Annotated in this window: 14 protein-coding genes; 7 read left to right on the forward strand and 7 right to left on the reverse strand. The window is 67.7% G+C overall.

Features of this window, described 5'->3' with window-relative positions; genetic code table 11:
* The first annotated feature begins 123 nt into the window (after window positions 1–123).
* Both FBZ90_RS11160 and FBZ90_RS11165 read left to right on the forward strand, forming a co-directional pair.
* Window positions 124–657: a MarR family winged helix-turn-helix transcriptional regulator gene (locus FBZ90_RS11160; protein ID WP_145732100.1), complete on the forward strand. Its 534-nt coding sequence runs from the start codon at window positions 124–126 to the stop codon at window positions 655–657.
* A gap of 301 nt (window positions 658–958) precedes the next feature.
* Window positions 959–1,537 carry a hypothetical protein gene (locus FBZ90_RS11165; protein WP_145732102.1) on the forward strand — a complete coding sequence of 193 codons (579 nt, stop codon included), beginning with the start codon at window positions 959–961 and terminating at the stop codon, window positions 1,535–1,537.
* A 63-nt stretch (window positions 1,538–1,600) separates the two neighbouring features.
* On the opposite strand, the gene dnaE is transcribed toward FBZ90_RS11165, so the two are convergent.
* From dnaE to FBZ90_RS11195, 6 genes are all read right to left on the reverse strand, one after another.
* A complete protein-coding gene (gene dnaE / locus FBZ90_RS11170; protein ID WP_145732107.1) occupies window positions 1,601–5,095 on the reverse strand; it encodes a DNA polymerase III subunit alpha in 3,495 nt (1,164 codons plus the stop codon).
* A 174-nt stretch (window positions 5,096–5,269) separates the two neighbouring features.
* Window positions 5,270–6,832 carry an alkyl hydroperoxide reductase subunit F gene (ahpF, locus tag FBZ90_RS11175; RefSeq protein ID WP_145732109.1) on the reverse strand — a complete coding sequence of 521 codons (1,563 nt, stop codon included), beginning with the start codon at window positions 6,830–6,832 and terminating at the stop codon, window positions 5,270–5,272.
* A 268-nt stretch (window positions 6,833–7,100) separates the two neighbouring features.
* Window positions 7,101–7,664: an alkyl hydroperoxide reductase subunit C gene (gene ahpC, locus FBZ90_RS11180; protein ID WP_145608432.1), complete on the reverse strand. Its 564-nt coding sequence runs from the start codon at window positions 7,662–7,664 to the stop codon at window positions 7,101–7,103.
* A 428-nt stretch (window positions 7,665–8,092) separates the two neighbouring features.
* Window positions 8,093–8,605, reverse strand: a complete 513-nt coding sequence (locus FBZ90_RS11185; protein ID WP_145732111.1) for a DUF2059 domain-containing protein — start codon at window positions 8,603–8,605, stop codon at window positions 8,093–8,095.
* Between the two features lie 154 nt (window positions 8,606–8,759).
* Complete coding sequence (locus FBZ90_RS11190; RefSeq protein WP_145732113.1) at window positions 8,760–9,278, reverse strand: DUF2059 domain-containing protein; 519 nt, start codon at window positions 9,276–9,278, stop codon at window positions 8,760–8,762.
* 168 nt (window positions 9,279–9,446) lie between these two features.
* Window positions 9,447–10,454, reverse strand: a complete 1,008-nt coding sequence (locus FBZ90_RS11195; protein WP_211101996.1) for a sulfate ABC transporter substrate-binding protein — start codon at window positions 10,452–10,454, stop codon at window positions 9,447–9,449.
* A 509-nt stretch (window positions 10,455–10,963) separates the two neighbouring features.
* Between FBZ90_RS11195 and cysG the strand changes: the two genes are divergently transcribed.
* Genes cysG through FBZ90_RS11220 form a run of 5 tightly spaced genes read left to right on the forward strand, consistent with a single transcriptional unit; the run spans window position 10,964 to window position 15,761 of the window.
* Window positions 10,964–12,460, forward strand: coding sequence for a siroheme synthase CysG (gene cysG, locus FBZ90_RS11200; RefSeq protein ID WP_145732115.1), 1,497 nt, complete (start codon window positions 10,964–10,966; stop codon window positions 12,458–12,460).
* Window positions 12,461–12,473: 13 nt separating this feature from the next.
* A complete protein-coding gene (locus FBZ90_RS11205; RefSeq protein WP_145732117.1) occupies window positions 12,474–12,776 on the forward strand; it encodes a DUF2849 domain-containing protein in 303 nt (100 codons plus the stop codon).
* A 51-nt stretch (window positions 12,777–12,827) separates the two neighbouring features.
* Window positions 12,828–14,549: a nitrite/sulfite reductase gene (locus tag FBZ90_RS11210; RefSeq protein ID WP_246130328.1), complete on the forward strand. Its 1,722-nt coding sequence runs from the start codon at window positions 12,828–12,830 to the stop codon at window positions 14,547–14,549.
* Window positions 14,536–15,048 carry a DUF934 domain-containing protein gene (locus FBZ90_RS11215; protein ID WP_145732119.1) on the forward strand — a complete coding sequence of 171 codons (513 nt, stop codon included), beginning with the start codon at window positions 14,536–14,538 and terminating at the stop codon, window positions 15,046–15,048. The genes FBZ90_RS11210 and FBZ90_RS11215 overlap by 14 nt, the downstream gene beginning before the upstream one ends.
* A gap of 5 nt (window positions 15,049–15,053) precedes the next feature.
* Window positions 15,054–15,761: a phosphoadenylyl-sulfate reductase gene (locus tag FBZ90_RS11220; protein WP_211102008.1), complete on the forward strand. Its 708-nt coding sequence runs from the start codon at window positions 15,054–15,056 to the stop codon at window positions 15,759–15,761.
* Window positions 15,762–15,768: 7 nt separating this feature from the next.
* Here FBZ90_RS11220 and FBZ90_RS11225 read toward each other — a convergent pair whose 3' ends face one another.
* On the reverse strand, window positions 15,769–16,947 hold the full coding sequence (locus FBZ90_RS11225) for a hypothetical protein (RefSeq protein WP_145732123.1): 1,179 nt from the start codon (window positions 16,945–16,947) through the stop codon (window positions 15,769–15,771).
* Window positions 16,948–16,994: the final 47 nt, after the last annotated feature.

Consider the following 16,994-nt stretch of genomic DNA (forward strand, 5'->3'; position numbering starts at 1 on the left):
CATTCCGGGCCATGGTGCCAAGGTCATTGCGATCACAAGCCTGGACGGGGTTCGGCCCCGGCCTGGTGTTCGTGGGAACAAGACCCCCCGAAGACGGGGTCGCGCATGAGGACAGGACCCACCATGCCCCCTTCCCGCCCGCAGCCGGTGGCGCTGCCGGTCAACGACCTGACCTTGGACATGGGCCCCAAGCTGGACATGGACCGCTATGTTCCGGCCTTTCTGAACTCCATCGCCAACAAGCTGTCCAGCGGCGCCTCACGGCTCTACTTCAAGCATTTCGGCATCGGGGTGGTGGAATGGCGCATCATCGTCCACCTGGTGGCGGAGCCTTGGTGCACCGCCGCCCGCATCTGCCAGATCATCGGCATGGACAAGGCGGCCGTAAGCCGCAGCTATGCCCTGATGGAGGATCGTGGCCTGATCCAGTTCCGCCCGGCGGAGCCCCGCGGCCGCGAAGCGGCGCTGACCGTGGCCGGCCGTGATCTGCATGACCGCATCCTGGTCATGGCGCTGGAGCGGGAACGGCGGCTGTTGGCGGACCTCAGCCCGCGCGAGGTCGACACCCTGATCAACCTGCTGGGCCGCCTGCTGGCCCGCATTCCCCATGTCAACGCCTACGACCCCGCGGCGGAGGATGCCGGCCCGGCGGCCTGACGCCGGACCACGGTGGGAAATTTCCGGCAGGGTTGTAACAAACAAGCCCCATCACCATCCAGATTCGGCCCAACGGCGGACACAATCCGGCGGCATCAATAACCACAGGGCAGCTTTACAGTATTCCTCCCGCCCGCACATTGAACCGCCAAGTTTCACCGATGGCCGATCCAGGTTCACGGCTGATGTCGCCGCCAGCCCGCGCCCCATGGCGTGCGGGAACCCTCCCCGTCTGTTTGGGGTTTGGTATCAGGCGGCGCGCCAACCTGGATCAGGCCGATCGAACATGAAGGAGATGGACATGCGGATGCACCTGCTTGCGGCCACGCTGTTGGCCACTGGTCTGATCGGCGGCACGGCCCTGGCCCAGACCGGGGCCCCGGCCGCGAACGACCCCAATGACACCACCATGGCCCCGCCCGAGGCCAACGCCCCGCCGCCGGCCCCCATGGGTGACGAGGGGGCCATCGGCCCGGCCACGACGACGAGCACGTCGTCGTACAGCACCGAAACCCGCACCTACATCATCCGGCCGCGGGGCATGATCTCCACCGGCACCGGCAAGGTGAACACGGCCATGAAGCCGGGCGATACCGTGCCGAAGCCGGTCTGCCTGGAGGGCACCGAGCCCCGCGTGTGGACCGCCCCGGTGGTGTTCGGCATGCCGCAGGGCAAGGGTCGCCTGGAAGGTATCGATACCTGGGTTGAAAGCCAGGGTGGCCAGTGGATCATCAAGTCGTCCATGCGGGCCGGCGAGGGTGACGCCCCCGTCAGCGACCAGGGCCAGGGCGGCTGGGTGCAGGTCAGCACCATGTGCGCCACCCCAGGCATCCCGGACAGCGAGCGTGCGTCCGGCGGCATGCAGGGCGCGATGAACTAAGGCGCCACCGCCAGGCATGAAGGGGCGGCTCCCATCCCGGGAGCCGCCTTTTTTCGTTTGGGCTCAGATATCCTGGACGTCGATCACGCCGGGAATGGAGCGTAGGGCGGAGCGGCTGGCGCTGCTGATCTGATAGGCCTGGGGCAGCACCAGTTCCACCTCAAGCCGGTCGACCTCCACCATCAGGTGGATCTTGCCTCGGCCCGCCGGCAGGCGCTTCAGCACCGTCTGCAAGCCTTCCACCGGCGTCTCATCCTTCAGGGTCACGCGCAGGCCGGACGCCACCTTGGCGACCTCATCCTCCAGCAACTGCACGCCGCTGCCGGTCAGGCGCAGCTCCTCCCCGTTCTGCTGCACGTCCACCGTCATCAGCACGGCCTTGCCCGGCTCCAGATGCTCGCGCGCCGGGGCCAGTGCCTCGGAGAACAGGGTCACCTCATAAACGCCCGACGCGTCGGACATGCCGATGAAGGCGAAGCGGTTGCCGCTCTTGGCCGTGCGCTCCTGGCGGGCGACGACGATGCCGGCCATGCGGAAGCGTGTGGACCCGCCGCCACGGGCGATGACCCCGGCCAAGTCGGCGAAGCGCACCACCTTCAGCTTGGCCAGCGGGGCCGCGAAGGCGTCCAGCGGGTGCGCCGACAGATAGAAGCCGATGGCCTCGAACTCGTGCCGCAGCTTTTCCAGCGGCTCCCAATCCACCACGCGCGGCAGCTCCGGCGCCTTCAGCGGCGCCGACGCGCCGAATAGGCTGTTCATGCCGCTCTCGCGCTCCGCCGCCTCCGCCTGGGCGTAGCGCAGCATGATTTCGATGGCGGAATGAACTTGGTGGCGGTTGGGCACCAGGCTGTCGAAGGCGCCGGCGGCGGCCAGGTTCTCCAACTGGCGCTTGTTGATGACCTTGTTGTCCAGACGGCGGGCGAAATCGAAAAGGTCGCGGTAGGGCCCGTTCGCGTCCCGCTCCGCCACAACCGCCGCCATGGCCGGCCCGCCCACGCCTTTGACCGCCGCCAAGGCATAGCGCACGGCGCGGTCGCCGTTGGGCAGGTCCTCCACGCGGAAGATATCGCCCGATCTGTTGATGTCCGGCGGCAGCAGCTTGATCTTCAGCCGGTCGAGTTCCTGGCGGAACTGGTTCAGCTTGTCGGTGTTGCCCAGATCCAGCGTCATCGACGCGGCCATGAACTCCACCGGGTAATTGGCCTTGAGGTAGGCCGTCTGGTAGGCGACCAGGGCATAGGCGGCGGCGTGCGATTTGTTGAAGCCATAGCCCGCGAACTTGTTCACCTGGTCGAAGATCAGGCCCGCCTGCTCCGCATCCACGCCGCGCGCCGTGGCGCCGTCGACGAACTTGGAACGCTCCTTCTCCATCTCCTCTTTAATCTTCTTGCCCATGGCGCGGCGCAGCAGGTCGGCGCCGCCCAGGCTGTAGCCCGCCAGCACCTGGGCGATCTGCATCACCTGTTCCTGGTACACCATGATCCCGAAGGTCTCCTTCAGGATGGGCTCCAGCGAGGGATGCATGTAGTCGGGCTCTTCCTGCCCGTCCTTGACCTTGATGTACTTGGGGATGTTGTCCATCGGGCCCGGCCGGTACAGCGAAACCAGCGCGATGATGTCCTCGATGCGGTTGGGCTTCATGCGGCGCAGCACGTCGCGCATGCCCGAACTTTCCAGCTGGAACACGCCCGATGCCTCGGCCCGGCCCAGCAGCCTGTAGGTCTTCTCGTCGTAAAGGTCGAGGTTCAGCAGGTCCAGGTCTGGGTTGAGCGGCCGGATCAGCTCCACCGCCTTCTGCAGCACCGTCAGGGTCTTCAGGCCCAGGAAGTCGAACTTCACCAGGCCGGCCAGTTCCACATACTTCATGTTGAACTGGGTGACCGGCATGTCGGACCGGGGGTCGCGGTACAGCGGCACCAGCTGGTCCAGCGGGCGGTCGCCGATCACCACGCCGGCGGCGTGGGTGGAGGCGTGGCGGTACAACCCTTCCAGCTTCAGCGCCACGCCGATCAGGCGGTCCACCGTCTCATCCTGGCGGCGCATCTCCTGCAACAGCGGCTCACCGTCCAGCGCCTCTTGCAGGGTGACGGGGTTGGCCGGGTTGTTGGGCACCATCTTGCAGATGCGGTCGACCTGACCGTAGGGCATCTGCAGCACGCGCCCGACGTCACGCAGCACGGCCCGGGCCTGCAGCTTACCGAAGGTGATGATCTGGGCGACGCGGTCGTGGCCGTACTTGGCCTGGACGTAGCGGATGACCTCGTCGCGGCGGTCCTGGCAGAAGTCCACGTCGAAGTCGGGCATGGACACGCGTTCGGGGTTCAGGAAACGCTCGAACAGCAAGCCGAAGCGGATGGGGTCCAGGTCGGTGATGAGCAACGACCAGGCGACCAGCGAGCCGGCACCCGAGCCACGGCCCGGCCCCACGGGGATGCCGTTGTCCTTGGCCCACTTGATGAAGTCCGACACGATGAGGAAGTAGCCGGGGAACTTCATCCGCTCGATGACGGCCAGTTCGTAATCCAGGCGCTCGCGGTAGCGCTTCTCCGTGTCCGCCTTCTCCTCCTCCGTCATCTCCGCCGTGAAGACGTAGCGGTTCAGGCGGAAGGTCAGGCCGTCATGGGCCTGGGCGCGCAGTTCCTCCGCCTCCGTCCGGCCTTCCACGGTGGGGAAGTTGGGCAGGATGGGGTTGATCTTGCGCGGCATGTAGGCGCAGCGCTGGGCCACCACCACCGTGTTGTCCACCGCCTCCGGCAGGTCGGCGAACAACTCCCGCATCTCCTTCGCACTCTTGAAGTAGTGGTCGGGCGTCAGGCGCCGGCGGTCATCCTGCATGATGAAGGCGCCGTCGGCGATGCACAGCAGGGCGTCGTGCGCCTCGTACATGTCGGCGGTGGCGAAGTAGCAGTCGTTGGTGGCGACCAGCGGCAGGTCGTGGGCATAGGCCAGATCGACCAGCGCGCCCTCGATGCGCCGCTCCGCCCGGCCGATGGCGGTGTCCTTGTCATGCCGCATCAGCTCGACATAGAGCCGGCCCGGGAACAGCCGCTTCAGTTCCAGCAACAGCTCGGTCGCGGCCGGGGCCTGGCCTTCCAGCAGCAGGCGCCCCACCCCGCCATGGATGCCGCCGGTCAGCGCGATCAGGCCGGCGCTGTGGCCATCCAGCGCCGCCACGGACACCTGGGGCTCCAACCCCGGCTCCGTCTCCATGTACGCCTTGCTGATCAGTTCCATCAGGTTGGCGTAGCCCTGGGCGTTCTGCGCCAGCAGCACCAGCTGGTCCGCGCCGAAGGTGCCGGGGCGCTGCGGCCCGCGCGTGGTCGCCGCCGGGCCCCAGCGGCCGATCCACATCTGGCAGCCGACGATGGGCTGCACGCCCGAATCCGACGCCGCCATGGCGAATTCCAAGCTGCCGAACAGGTTGCCGGTATCCGTCACCGCCACCGCCGGCATGGCGTTCTTGGTGCACAGCTTCACCAGCTCCTTCACCTTGATCGCCCCCTCGGACAGCGAATAGGCGGAATGGGTGCGCAGGTGGATGAAGCCGGGATGGGACATGGGGTGGAACGGTCCGGGACAGGAATAGGACGGTCAGTTTACGAAGGCCGCGAAGGCTGCGTCACCTGTCCTCTCGGCAACCCCGATTCCCCCAATGAAAACGCCCACCTGGAGAGGGCGCCGGTGTTACCCGGCACCACCCCAGATGGGCGCTGTACTTGACGCGCGTGCGACTCAGGCGGCCTGGACTGAGGAGCGGATCAGGTGGTCGAAGGCGCCCAGGGAGGCCTTTGCCCCTTCGCCCATGGCGATGATGATCTGCTTGTAGGGCACCGTGGTGACGTCGCCGGCGGCGAAGATGCCGGGGACGGAGGTTTCACCATGGTGGCCAATGATCACCTCGCCGCGCTGGGTCAGTTCCACCGTGCCGCGCAGCCAGTCGGTGTTGGGCAGCAGGCCGATCTGCACGAAGATGCCTTCCAGCGCCAGGCGGTGAGTCTCGCCCGAGGCGCGGTCCTTATAGACCAGGCCGTTCACCTTCTGGCCATCGCCCGTGACCTCGGTGGTCTGGGCCTGGGTCAGGATGGTGACGTTGGGCAGGCTCTTCAGCTTGGTCACCAGCACGGCGTCGGCGCGCAACTGGCTGTCGAACTCCAGCAGGGTGACATGGGCGACGATGCCGGCCAGGTCGATAGCCGCCTCGACACCGGAATTGCCGCCGCCGATCACCGCCACGCGCTTGCCCTTGAACAGCGGGCCGTCGCAGTGCGGGCAGAAGGCCACGCCCTTGGTCTTGTACTGCTCCTCGCCCGGCACCTTCATTTCGCGCCAGCGGGCGCCGGTGGCCAGGATCAGGGCCTTGGCCTTCAGCTTGGCGCCGCTTTCCAGCGTCACCTCATGCAGGCCGTCGACCGTGGCCAGGGCCTTGGCGCGCTGCTGGTTCATGATGTCCACCTCATAGCTGCGGACATGCTCTTCCAGGCTGCGCACCAGCTTGGGCCCCTCCGTCGCGGTGACGGAGATGAAGTTCTCGATGCCCAGCGTGTCCATGACCTGGCCGCCGAAGCGCTCTGCCACGATGCCGGTGCGGATGCCCTTGCGGGCGGCGTAGATGGCGGCCGCGGCGCCGGCGGGGCCACCGCCCACCACCAGCACGTCGAACGGGTCCTTGGCGTCGATCTTGGCGGCCTCACGGGCGACAGAGCTGGTGTCCAGCTTCGCCAGGATCTCCTCCAGGTCCATGCGGCCCTGGCCGAAGGGTTCGCCGTTCAGGAAGATGGCCGGCACGCCCATGATCTGGCGCTTGGTCACCTCATCCTGGAAGACGCCACCGTCGATCATCTCATGGCGGATGCGGGGGTTCAGCACGGCCATCAGGTTCAGCGCCTGCACCACGTCGGGGCAGTTGTGGCAGGTCAGCGAGATGAAGGTCTCGAAGTGGTAGTCGCCCTCGATGGCCTTGATCTGCTCGATCACCTCGTCGCTGACCTTGGGCGGATAGCCGCCGGCCTGCAGCAGCGCCAGCACCAGCGAGGTGAACTCGTGGCCCATGGGCAGGCCGCTGAAGCGGATGCCGATGTCGCCGGCCGGGCGGTTCACGGTGAAGGACGGGCGGCGGCCGGCGCCGTCCACGTTCTCGTTGATGTTCACCAGGGTGGAGGCTTCGGCGATATCGGCCAGCAACTCCATCATCTGGCGGGAGGTGGCGCTATCGTCCGGGTAAGCAACAATCTCGATCGGCTGCTTCACCCGTTCCAGGTAGGCCTTCAATTGGGTCTTGAGATTGGCGTCCAACATCGGGGCGGGCTTTCTGGCGGAGAGGGAGGGGAAGGGCGGGCAAAGAAGGGGCGGTCACCGGCGCCATGCGGCGGCCAGGTGCGCATTTTGAAACGTAATATCGCAGGCGGACTGTTCAAGCGGGCGCGCCACCCATAGCGTCACGGCGGCGTCACGGCCCGGACCTAAGCCTCCAAGGGCGCATGGCCCGGAGGCGTCCGGGGGCCCGAGGGCCCCCGGACAGGGACCGGGACGTCACCGTCCCGGTCCGGCATCAACCAGCGCGGGATCAGATCTTGCCGACCAGGTCCAGCGAGGGCTTCAGGGTCTCGGCACCCTCGGTCCACTTGGCCGGGCACACTTCGCCGGGGTGGCTGGCGACGTACTGGGCGGCCTTCACCTTGCGCAGCAGCTCAGAGGCGTCACGGCCGATGCCGTTGTCGTGGATCTCGCACAGCTTGATCTGGCCTTCGGGGTTGATCACGAAGGTGCCGCGCAGGGCCAGGCCCTCCTCCTCGATCAGGACGTCGAAGTTGCGGGCCAGAGTGGCGGTCGGGTCGCCGACCAGCGGGTACTGCACCTTGGCGATGGTGTCGGAGGTGTCGTGCCAAGCCTTATGGGTGAAGTGGGTGTCGGTCGACACGCCGTAGATCTCCACGCCCAGCTTCTGGAACTCGGCGTAGTTGTCAGCCAGGTCGCCCAGCTCGGTCGGGCACACGAAGGTGAAGTCGGCCGGGTAGAACACCACCACGGACCACTTGCCCTTCAGGTCGGCCTCGGTGACGGGCACGAACTTGCCGTTGTGATAAGCGGTCGCCTTGAAGGGCTTCACTTCGGTATTGATGAGGGACATCATTAATTCCTTGGCTGGTTGAAATTGGTCAGTCGCGGGTTGGCAATCGCGTTGTTTTCGGTGGGGCGCACCGGCCGCGGCCCCCATCCGAGGCCCTGCGGCGTTCGCCCTACCGACGAACAGGACCATAGCCGCATCTTAGAATAATTCCAATTATAAAAATTGAGAGCCGTTTGCAGTCGCAGCATGCCAGCGTCGCGATCCGCAACGGGGCCCGTCCCCTTGGCATTCGGGAGGGCCAGGACCACCCAGCGGCATCCGGCGTCGCGCGGGATGGGGCGCCGGCACGGGGTGGATCAGAACGGCGGGGGCACTTTACTGGCGATGCGGCCGGGACGCCAGCCGCTCATAGGGCGAATCGCCGCCAGGGGAGCGGCCTTGGGGATTGGGCGGCGCCGATGGGCGCCGCCCTCCCCTTCGGAACGGAATCAGCCCTGGGGCACCGTCAGCCCCTCGCCCTTGCAGGCGGCGGCGAAGTCATTCATCACCTTACCCAGGACGGGCGGTAGCATGGTCTTGGACTTGACCATGGTTTGTTGCAGCAGCGCCGGCATTTCGGTGACCAGCTTGGCCCCGGCCGGCGTGTCGTAGAAGGCTAAAATCTGCCCCAGTTCCGCTTCGGTGAAATGTTCCGCATAGGTCGCGGCGACGGCGTCGAAGAACGGCCCCATCGCCGTGTTGAAATCGGGCAGGAGGCGCTTGTCCACCAGCGCCTGCACGTCGGCCTCGCGGCCCGGGTTGGCGATCTTCAGCTTTTGCACCACGGGTTCGATGACCGTGGGGATGATCTGCTGCATCAGGTTGGCGGCATTCGTCTTGGCCACCAGCTTATGCGCCAGTTCCAACGCCTTGGGTGACGGCGGCGCGGCGGTCTGGGCATAAGCCGGCACGGCGGCCATGATGCACACGCCGATCACACCGGCGGCAATTCTCTTAAACACCCGCACTCCCCTTCTGGCCTCACGGCCACTTATGATGGTGGATTGAGTGCGCCAGGGTAGCGCAGCGGCCGGCCGACGAACATCATCCACCACCACTCTGGGCTGAATGTCGCAGGGGTGCTTACATCGGTAGCTCTAGTCGGGCCGACACCCCTCACCCTTGGGGAATGGCCAGACCCTTGGCCTTGCAGGTGGTGATGAAATCGCTCACCACCGGCCCCAGGGCCTGGGGCAACAGGGCCTGCGCCCGGCCCCGGCCGCGCTGCTGCACCAGCGGCATTTCCTTCAGCATCTTGGCGCCCGTGGGTGAGTCGTAGAAGTCCAGGATGGTCTTCAGCTCCCCCTCGGTGAAGCGCGCGGCGTAGGCCTGGGCATAGCTGTCGATGACCGGCGCCATGGCCTTGCGGAACGCCGGCAGCAGCGTGTGCTCGAACAGGGCGTCCACTTCGGCCTCCCGCCCCGGATTCGCGGCCTTGAGGTTGAAGGTCAGCGGCTGCACCGTGGCGGCCAGCACCTGTTGCATCAGGTCGTCGGCGTTGACCCTGTCGGCCAGCGCCTTTGCCAGTTCCAAGGCCTTGGGGGTGGGCGCCGGGGACTGCGCCAGTCCCGCCCCCGCCCACAGGATCGCGGCCACACCCAGGCCGGCCACGCCGGCAAACAGTCCCTTGCGCACGTCCATCCCCTTCCCTGTTGCCACTTCCGTGGCTTTAAGCCGACGACAGTACCGTTGGGACGGCAGGATGCGGAAGAGGCGCGGCGGCCCTCTACATCTAAATGCCAAACGCCGCCGCCCGGCATCCCGGACGGCGGCGCGCTTGGCACCGAAGTGAAGGGGCCGGCCTCAGCCCGGCTGGTACAGCTGGTCGAAGCTGCCGCCATCGGCGAAGTGGGCCTTGTGGGCATCGTGCCAGCCACCGAAGGTGGAGATGTCGAACAGCTCCACCTTGGCGAACTTGTTCACCACCTCTTGCAGCACCACGGGATCACGTGGGCGGTAGAAGTGCTTGGTCGCCAGGATCTGCGCCGGCTGGGTGTACAGGGTCTGCAGGTAGGCCTCCGCCACCCGGCGGGTGCCGTGGCGGTCCACCACCTTGTCCACCACCGCCACCGGCGGTTCCGCCAGGACGGAGACGGACGGGGTCACCAGCTCGAACTCGCCCGGGCCCAGTTCCTGGATGGCGAGGTAGGCCTCGTTCTCCCAGGCCAGCAGCACGTCGCCCAGGCCGCGCTGCACGAAGGTGGTGGTGGCGCCACGCGCCCCGGTGTCCAGCACCGGCACCTTCTTGAACAGCGCCTTGATGTAGTCGCGGGCCGCCGCATCACCGCCCTTGGCGCGGGCATAGCCCCAGGCCGCCAGATAGTTCCACCGGGCACCGCCGGACGTCTTCGGGTTGGGGGTGATGACCTCCACCCCCGGCTTCAGCAGGTCCGGCCAATCCTTGATGCCCTTGGGGTTGCCCTTGCGCACCAGGAACACGATGGTGCTGGTGTAGGGGGTGGAGTTATAGGGCAGGCGCTTTTGCCAATCCTTGTTGATCAGGCCGCCATTCTCGACGATGGCGTCGATGTCGTAGGCCAGCGCCAGGGTGACGACGTCCGCCTCCAGCCCGTCGATGACGGCGCGGGCCTGCTTGCCCGACCCGCCGTGGGAGGTGTTGACGCTGACCTGATCGCCGCCGGACGCCTTGGCCCATTCCTTGGCGAACAGGTCGTTATATTCCTTGTAGAATTCCCGTGTCGGGTCATAGGACACGTTCAGCAACTGCGAGGCGGAGCGCGCGCGCACCGATCCCAGCATGGCCACGCCGGCGGCACCCGCCATGGCGGTCAACAGTGTTCTGCGATGCATTCGGTATCCCCCTCAAGCGTTCGGGCGGGGCCCGGTGGCCCATCCTGGCGGAGCGAAGGCACCCCCTGTGACAGGATGGCGCACCCCTTCCGTGTTGTTGACGCCCATGACAAACGACACCGCAATCTGTGTCAACCGAAACATTAATAACAGTTCATTGATGTTATTATGAGGCGCGCTGATAACCTGGCTTCCCAGACCCCAGCCGAGCCAAGGCTTTGCCTGTATGACGACGGATTAACCACTTCCAGCGCGTGAAATAATCCAGCCATAACACCGGCGCCATGCATGGCAGTATTGCGACGCGGCGCCGACCTGCGCGCTGCGGAAGCCGCCAGGCACCTCAGATCGTTGACATACCGTGGTTTTCCATAATGGACCCGGCTGTGACGGCCGCGCCACACGCCGCCGCCGCCCATGGAGGTGCCCCCGCTTCAACCTCGACAAATATGCTGTTTACGAACACATTAGGAGGGAACGCCAATGCTTCCACATGGTATTTGTGTACAATGTCCTCCGCCTTCCCCCTGTTCCTGACGCTGACTGGCCAGACGGCGCTGATCGTCGGCGGGGGGGAATTGGCCCTGCGCAAGGCCCGGCTGGTGGCGGGGTCCGCCGCGCAAGGCCGGGGCGCCCGCCTGGTGGTGGTGGCGCCCGAGGTGCATCCCGACCTGGCGCCCCTGGCCGCCGAGGTCCGCCACCGCCCCTTCACCCCCGACGACCTGGACGGCGTGACCCTGGTGTTCGCCGCCGGCGAGGATGAGGAAGAGGCCGCCAAGGTCGCGGCCCTGGCCCGGGCGCGGGGCCTGCTGGTCAACGTGCCGGACCGGCCGCACCTCTCCACCTTCATCATGCCGGCCATTGTCGACCGGGCCCCGATCACGGTGGCCATCTCCACAAACGGCACCTCCCCCGTCCTGGCCCGCCGCCTGCGCGCCCGCATCGAGGCGACGCTGGAGCCCGGCCTGGGCCGCCTGGCCACCTTCCTGGACAGCTTCCGCGGCGCCGTCCGCGCTGTGAAGTCGGACGAAACGGCGCGCCGCCGCTTCTGGGAACGGGTCATCGACGGCCCCATCGCCCAGCGCTTCCTGGCGGGGGATGAGGCCGGCGCGCATGAGCAGCTGGTGAAAACCCTGAACACGGACGCGGCGGCCGCCGGCGACGCGGTGGAGGGGGGATCGGTCGCCCTGGTGGGCGCCGGCCCCGGCGATCCCGACCTGCTGACCCTGCGGGCCCTGCGCGTGCTGCAGAACGCCGACGTCGTGGTGCATGACAAGCTGGTCGACGACCGCATCCTGGATTATGTGCGCCGCGACGCCCGCCGCATCTATGTCGGCAAGGCCAAGTCCTGCCATACCGTCAGCCAGGACGAGATCAACGCCATCCTGGTGCGTGAGGCCCAGGCCGGCCACCGCGTCGTGCGCCTGAAAGGCGGCGATCCCTTCGTCTTCGGCCGGGGGGGTGAGGAGATGGCGGTGCTGCGCGCCGCCGGCGTGGCGGTGGAACTGGTGCCCGGCATCACCGCGGCCGCGGGCTGCGCCGCCGCCACCGGCATTCCCCTGACCCACCGCGGCCTGGCCCAGGGCATCACCCTGGTGACGGCACACGGCGCGGCGCACAGCGGCCCGGGTGCCGATGGCAGTCCGTCGGAGCCGGCCATCGACTGGACGGCGCTGGCGCGCCTGGACCACACGCTGGCCATCTATATGGGCCTGAGCAAGGCCGGCCTGGTGGCCGATCGCCTGATCGCCGCCGGCAAGGCGTCCGACACCCCGGTCGCGGTGATCGAGAACGGCACCCGGCCGGACCAGACCCTGATCGTCGGCACGCTGGACCGGCTGGGGCCCCTGGCCGCCGACCTGACCGGCCCCGCCCTGATCCTCGTGGGGAAGGTCGTGACCCTGGCCGACCCCGCCAAAATCGCCGCCGACATTTTAACCACCGTTCCCGTTCCGGGCCGCGATGCGGACACGACCCCGGACACGGGTTTCAAAGCCGCCGTCTGAAAAGGATAGCCCCATGGCCCGCGTTACCGACGCCCCCAAGGTCGTCACCGCCAACCGCCTGCAGGACGGCGCCGTCGTCTGGCTGACCGCCGCCGGCGACTGGTCGACCCGCATCGCGGACGCCCAGGTGCAGGCGGACGCCGCCGGCGCGGAAGCGGCCCTGGGCATCGCCCGCGCCTCCGCCGCCCGGCAGGAGGTGGTCGAGCCCTACGCCGTGGACGTGGCCGTGGAGGCCGCCGGCCCCCGCCCCCTGAAGACGCGGGAGTGGATCCGCGCCGCCGGCCCCAGCATCGACGCCATCCCCACGGCGGCGTGAGTCGGTGCCCGCCCTTACCGCATGAATGAAGACCACATTGAGCTTGCCGTCATGAGCCCCACCGCCGCCGCCCGCCAGATCGACCCGCCCGCCAACGGCCTGCCCAGCCACGCCGGCATCTACCACTATGACCAGGTGGACCGCGATTTCCTGAAGCAGCGGGTGGAGCAGTTCCGCCGCCAGGTGGCCCGCCGCCTGGCCGGTGAGCTGACCGAGGACGAGTTCAAGCCGCTGCGCCTGATGAATGGCCTGTACCTGCAGCTCCACGCCTACATGCTGCGCGTGGCCGTGCCCTATGGCGTGCTGACCAGCCGCCAGGTGCGCCAGTTCGGCCGCATCGCCCGGCAGTACGACAAGGGCTTCGGCCACTTCACCACCCGCCAGAACCTGCAGTTCAACTGGATCAAGCTGGTGGACGTGCCGGCCATCCTGGACCTGCTGGCGGAGGTGGATTTGCACGCCATCCAGACCAGCGGCAACTGCATCCGCAACGTGACCTCGGACCAGTTCGCCGGTGTCGCCAGCGATGAGGTGGTGGACCCGCGCCACTACGCCGAGGTGCTGCGCCAGTGGTCGACCCTACACCCCGAATTCTCGTTCCTGCCGCGCAAGTTCAAGATCGCCATCACCGGCAGCAGCGCCGACCGCGCCGCCATCTGCATCCACGACGTGGGGCTGATCGCCAAGCGCGACGCGGACGGTAATGTGGGATTTGAGGTCTATGTCGGCGGCGGCCTGGGCCGCACCCCCTTCATTGCCAAGAAGCTGCGTGACTGGCTGCCGGAAGATCAGCTGATCGCCTACCTTGAGGCGGTGCTGCGCGTCTACAACGCCTATGGCCGGCGCGACAACATCTACAAGGCGCGCATCAAGATCCTGGTGCATGAACTGGGCATCGACGCCTTCCGCAATGAGGTGGAGGCCGAGTTCGCCCGCATGCCGGTGGCCGAGTATCGGCTGGAGCCCACCATCATCGACGGCATCCGCGCCCGCTTCGCCAGCCAGCCCTATGAGGCGCTGGAGCCCATTTCCGGCGTCCTGGCCCGCGCGCGGCTGGAGGACCAGGCCTTCAACCGCTGGGTCCGCACCAACGTCGCCGCCCACCGCCAGCCCGGCTATGCCATCGCTACCATCACGCTGAAGCCGGCGGGCGGCATCCCGGGCGACGTGTCGGCGGACCAGATGGACGCCATCGCCGACCTGGCCGACCACTACAGCTTCGGCGAAATCCGCGTGACGCATGAGCAGAACCTGGTGCTGGCCCATGTGCGCCAGGACGACCTGCCGGCCTTGTGGAAGGCGCTGTCGGCCATCGGCTTCGGCGAGGCCAATTCCGGCCTGATCACCGACATCATCGCCTGCCCGGGCCTGGACTACTGCGCCCTGGCCAACGCCCGCTCCATTCCCCTGGCCCAGCGCATATCCGAAAGATTCGCCGACCTGGACCGGCAGCACCACATCGGCGAATTGAAAATTAAAATCAGTGGTTGCATAAATGCGTGTGGGCATCACCATGTTGGCCACATCGGCATCCTGGGTGTCGATAAGAAGGGGGTCGAGGCCTACCAGCTGACGCTGGGCGGCTCGGCGGCCGAGGTGGGTGCCATCGGCGACATCATGGGACCGGCCCTGTCGGCGGATGAGACGGTGGACGCCATCGAGTCCGTGGTCGGCGTTTATCTGGAACAGCGCCAGGACGGGGAACGCTTCCTCGACACCCTGGCCCGCATCGGTCACACCCCGTTCAAGGACAAGGTCTATGCCTCTCATTGACTCCGGGAAACTGGTCGACGACGCCTGGGTGCGCCTGGGTGATGACGACGCCCTGCCGGCGGCGGACGTGCCCGTCATCGTCAGCCTCGCCCGGTTCCACAAGGACCGCGCCAGCCTGGCGGGTCGCAATGGCGGCCTGGGCGTCTGGCTGGCCAGCAACCAGCACCCCAAGGACATCGCGGACCATCTGGCGGATTTCGCCCTGGTGGCGCTGGACTTCCCCAAGTTCCGCGATGGCCGCGGCTTCACCATCGCGCGTGAGCTGCGGGAGCATCTGGGCTATCGCGGCGTCATCCGCGCCACCGGCCACACCCTGCCGGACCAGTATCTGTTCCTGGTCCGCTGCGGCGTGACCCAGGTGGAAATTCCCGAAGGCCGCGACCCCGCCCTGTGGGCGCACGCCCTGACGGAGATCGACACCGCCTATCAGGTGTCGGTGGCCGGGCCCCTGTCCATGGCGCGCCTGGCGCGCCACAAGACGACGGAGCACGCGGCGTGACCGGGGTGGGCGACCGGGCGGCCGACTTGGCCCGGACCTACGCCGGCCTGACAGGCCCGGCGCTGCTGGAACCCCTGCTGACGCGGGAGTTGAAGGGTGAGATCGCGCTGGTCTCCTCCTTCGGGGCGGAATCCGCCGTGCTGCTGCACATGGTGGCGACGATCGACCCGGCCACGCCCGTCCTCTTCCTGAACACTGGCAAGCTGTTCGGCGAGACCCTGCGCTATCGCCGGGAGCTGGTGGCCAAGCTGGGCCTGACCGACGCCCGTGAGATCAAGCCGCTGCCCGAGGATGTGGCCTCCCGCGACGCCGACGGCCTGTTGTGGCGCACCAACCCGGACGCCTGCTGCCGCTTCCGCAAGGTGGAACCGCTGAACCGCGCGCTGGAGGGCTTTGGCGCCTGGATCACCGGCCGCAAGCGCTTCCAGGCCGCCACCCGGGCCGATCTTGTAACCATTGAGGCCACCGAAGGCCGCCTGAAGATCAATCCCCTGGCGGACTGGGGCCGCGACGATTTGGTGGCCTACATGGACCGCCACGACCTGCCCCACCATCCGCTGGAGGCCGACGGCTACCTGTCCATCGGCTGCATGCCCTGCACCGACCGCGTCGCCGCGGGCGAGGACGGACGGTCCGGCCGCTGGGCCGGCCTGGGCAAGACGGAATGCGGCATCCACCTGCCGCTGCCCGCCGTGGCGGCCCCCTCCGCCTAAGTCCGGCTCAACCCTCCGCCACCTTGGGGGCCGCCTGCCGATGGGCGGCGGCCCCAAGGGCGGCAGGGCGCGGGGCGGTGTCGCGCGCCTTGAACACGTCGCGCAACTTGTCGACGGCGGAATCGAACATGGTGAACACCGCCTCCACGCTGTAGCCCGCGAGGAAGGCGGCGCCCAGCAGCGAGATTTGGGCCGAGGCCGTGGGCTCGATGGTGGCAACCACGCTCTTGTAGAAAAGCCCGGTGGACAGCCCCAGGGTCAGGCCCAGCGCCCGGCGCAGCACCATGCGAAAGCCCAACTGCGGCAGGAGGGAGGCGTTGACCACCGCGTCCGTCAGCACCCGCGCGATATAGGCGCAGGCGCCCAGCAGGCCGAACAGGGCGGGCAGGACGTAGAGGGTCAGTGCCGTGCCGGCGCTCCAGGCCAATTCTACCGTGTGCAGCAGGATGGTGTCGGGATCCTCCGAGGAGGCGCCTACGGGCGCCGCCGGGGAAACCGTCGAGACCGTCTCCCGCCGCTGGCAATAGCCGTGGGCATCGAAGCTGAGCGTGACGACGCGGGACAGCGGATGACAGATCCACGGCGCCAGCAGTTGCGCCGCAGCATGCCGCCGCAACTGCACCAGGGGCTCCTCGGCCGCCGCCTGGGTGGGACCGCCGCCGCCGGCGGCCGTATCGTCCATGGGCCGCTGCGCCACCGCGCCCTCGATGAACAGCAGCTTGCGCACGCCGGTCTGGGTCAGGAGGTTGGTGCCATTGACGGCGTGTATCTGCACGATGGCCGTCACCAGCGCCACGCCCACCAGCCAGGCGACGCCGCTGCGGATGGTCCGTTGCACCAGCCCCGCCCGCGTCAGCGAGTGCCACCAGCCGGCCAGGCCCATGTCGCGCCGAAACTCCCGCAGATGACGCAGGCTGGCGCTGGTGGCCGGGGCGATCACCACCGACAGTGCCTGGTAGGCCACCCAAAGCTCCTGCTTATCCTCCAGGCTCAACCGCTCCGGCGGGATGGCGGTGACGCGCACCGCCGTGTCGATCACCGCCCGCTCCAGCGCCAGGCCCCGGCCGGCGGCATAGCTCAGCATGATGCGCAGATCTTCCTGCCATTCATCCCACCGCTGGTGGTCGCGCGCATCCATCGCGGCCGGCGCCGCACCGGTCCCCTCCGCGTTCGTCCCATCGGTCATGGCCGTCCCTCCCCATCCCAAGAACTCAATTAAAGAGACATGCGTCA

The sequence above is a fragment of the Nitrospirillum pindoramense genome (assembly GCF_007827955.1).
Taxonomy (GTDB): Bacteria; Pseudomonadota; Alphaproteobacteria; order Azospirillales; family Azospirillaceae; genus Nitrospirillum; species Nitrospirillum amazonense_B.

Coding starts and splice junctions, on each gene's coding strand:
- ahpF (WP_145732109.1), bottom strand. CDS start 6,832: ATGTTGGACGCCAATCTCAAGACCCAATTGAAGGCCTACCTGGAACGG.
- ahpC (WP_145608432.1), bottom strand. CDS start 7,664: ATGTCCCTCATCAATACCGAAGTGAAGCCCTTCAAGGCGACCGCTTAT.
- dnaE (WP_145732107.1), bottom strand. CDS start 5,095: ATGTCCCATCCCGGCTTCATCCACCTGCGCACCCATTCCGCCTATTCG.
- cysG (WP_145732115.1), top strand. CDS start 10,964: ATGTCCTCCGCCTTCCCCCTGTTCCTGACGCTGACTGGCCAGACGGCG.
- FBZ90_RS11225 (WP_145732123.1), bottom strand. CDS start 16,947: ATGACCGATGGGACGAACGCGGAGGGGACCGGTGCGGCGCCGGCCGCG.
- FBZ90_RS11210 (WP_246130328.1), top strand. CDS start 12,828: ATGAGCCCCACCGCCGCCGCCCGCCAGATCGACCCGCCCGCCAACGGC.
- FBZ90_RS11195 (WP_211101996.1), bottom strand. CDS start 10,454: ATGCATCGCAGAACACTGTTGACCGCCATGGCGGGTGCCGCCGGCGTG.
- FBZ90_RS11165 (WP_145732102.1), top strand. CDS start 959: ATGCGGATGCACCTGCTTGCGGCCACGCTGTTGGCCACTGGTCTGATC.
- FBZ90_RS11215 (WP_145732119.1), top strand. CDS start 14,536: ATGCCTCTCATTGACTCCGGGAAACTGGTCGACGACGCCTGGGTGCGC.
- FBZ90_RS11205 (WP_145732117.1), top strand. CDS start 12,474: ATGGCCCGCGTTACCGACGCCCCCAAGGTCGTCACCGCCAACCGCCTG.
- FBZ90_RS11160 (WP_145732100.1), top strand. CDS start 124: ATGCCCCCTTCCCGCCCGCAGCCGGTGGCGCTGCCGGTCAACGACCTG.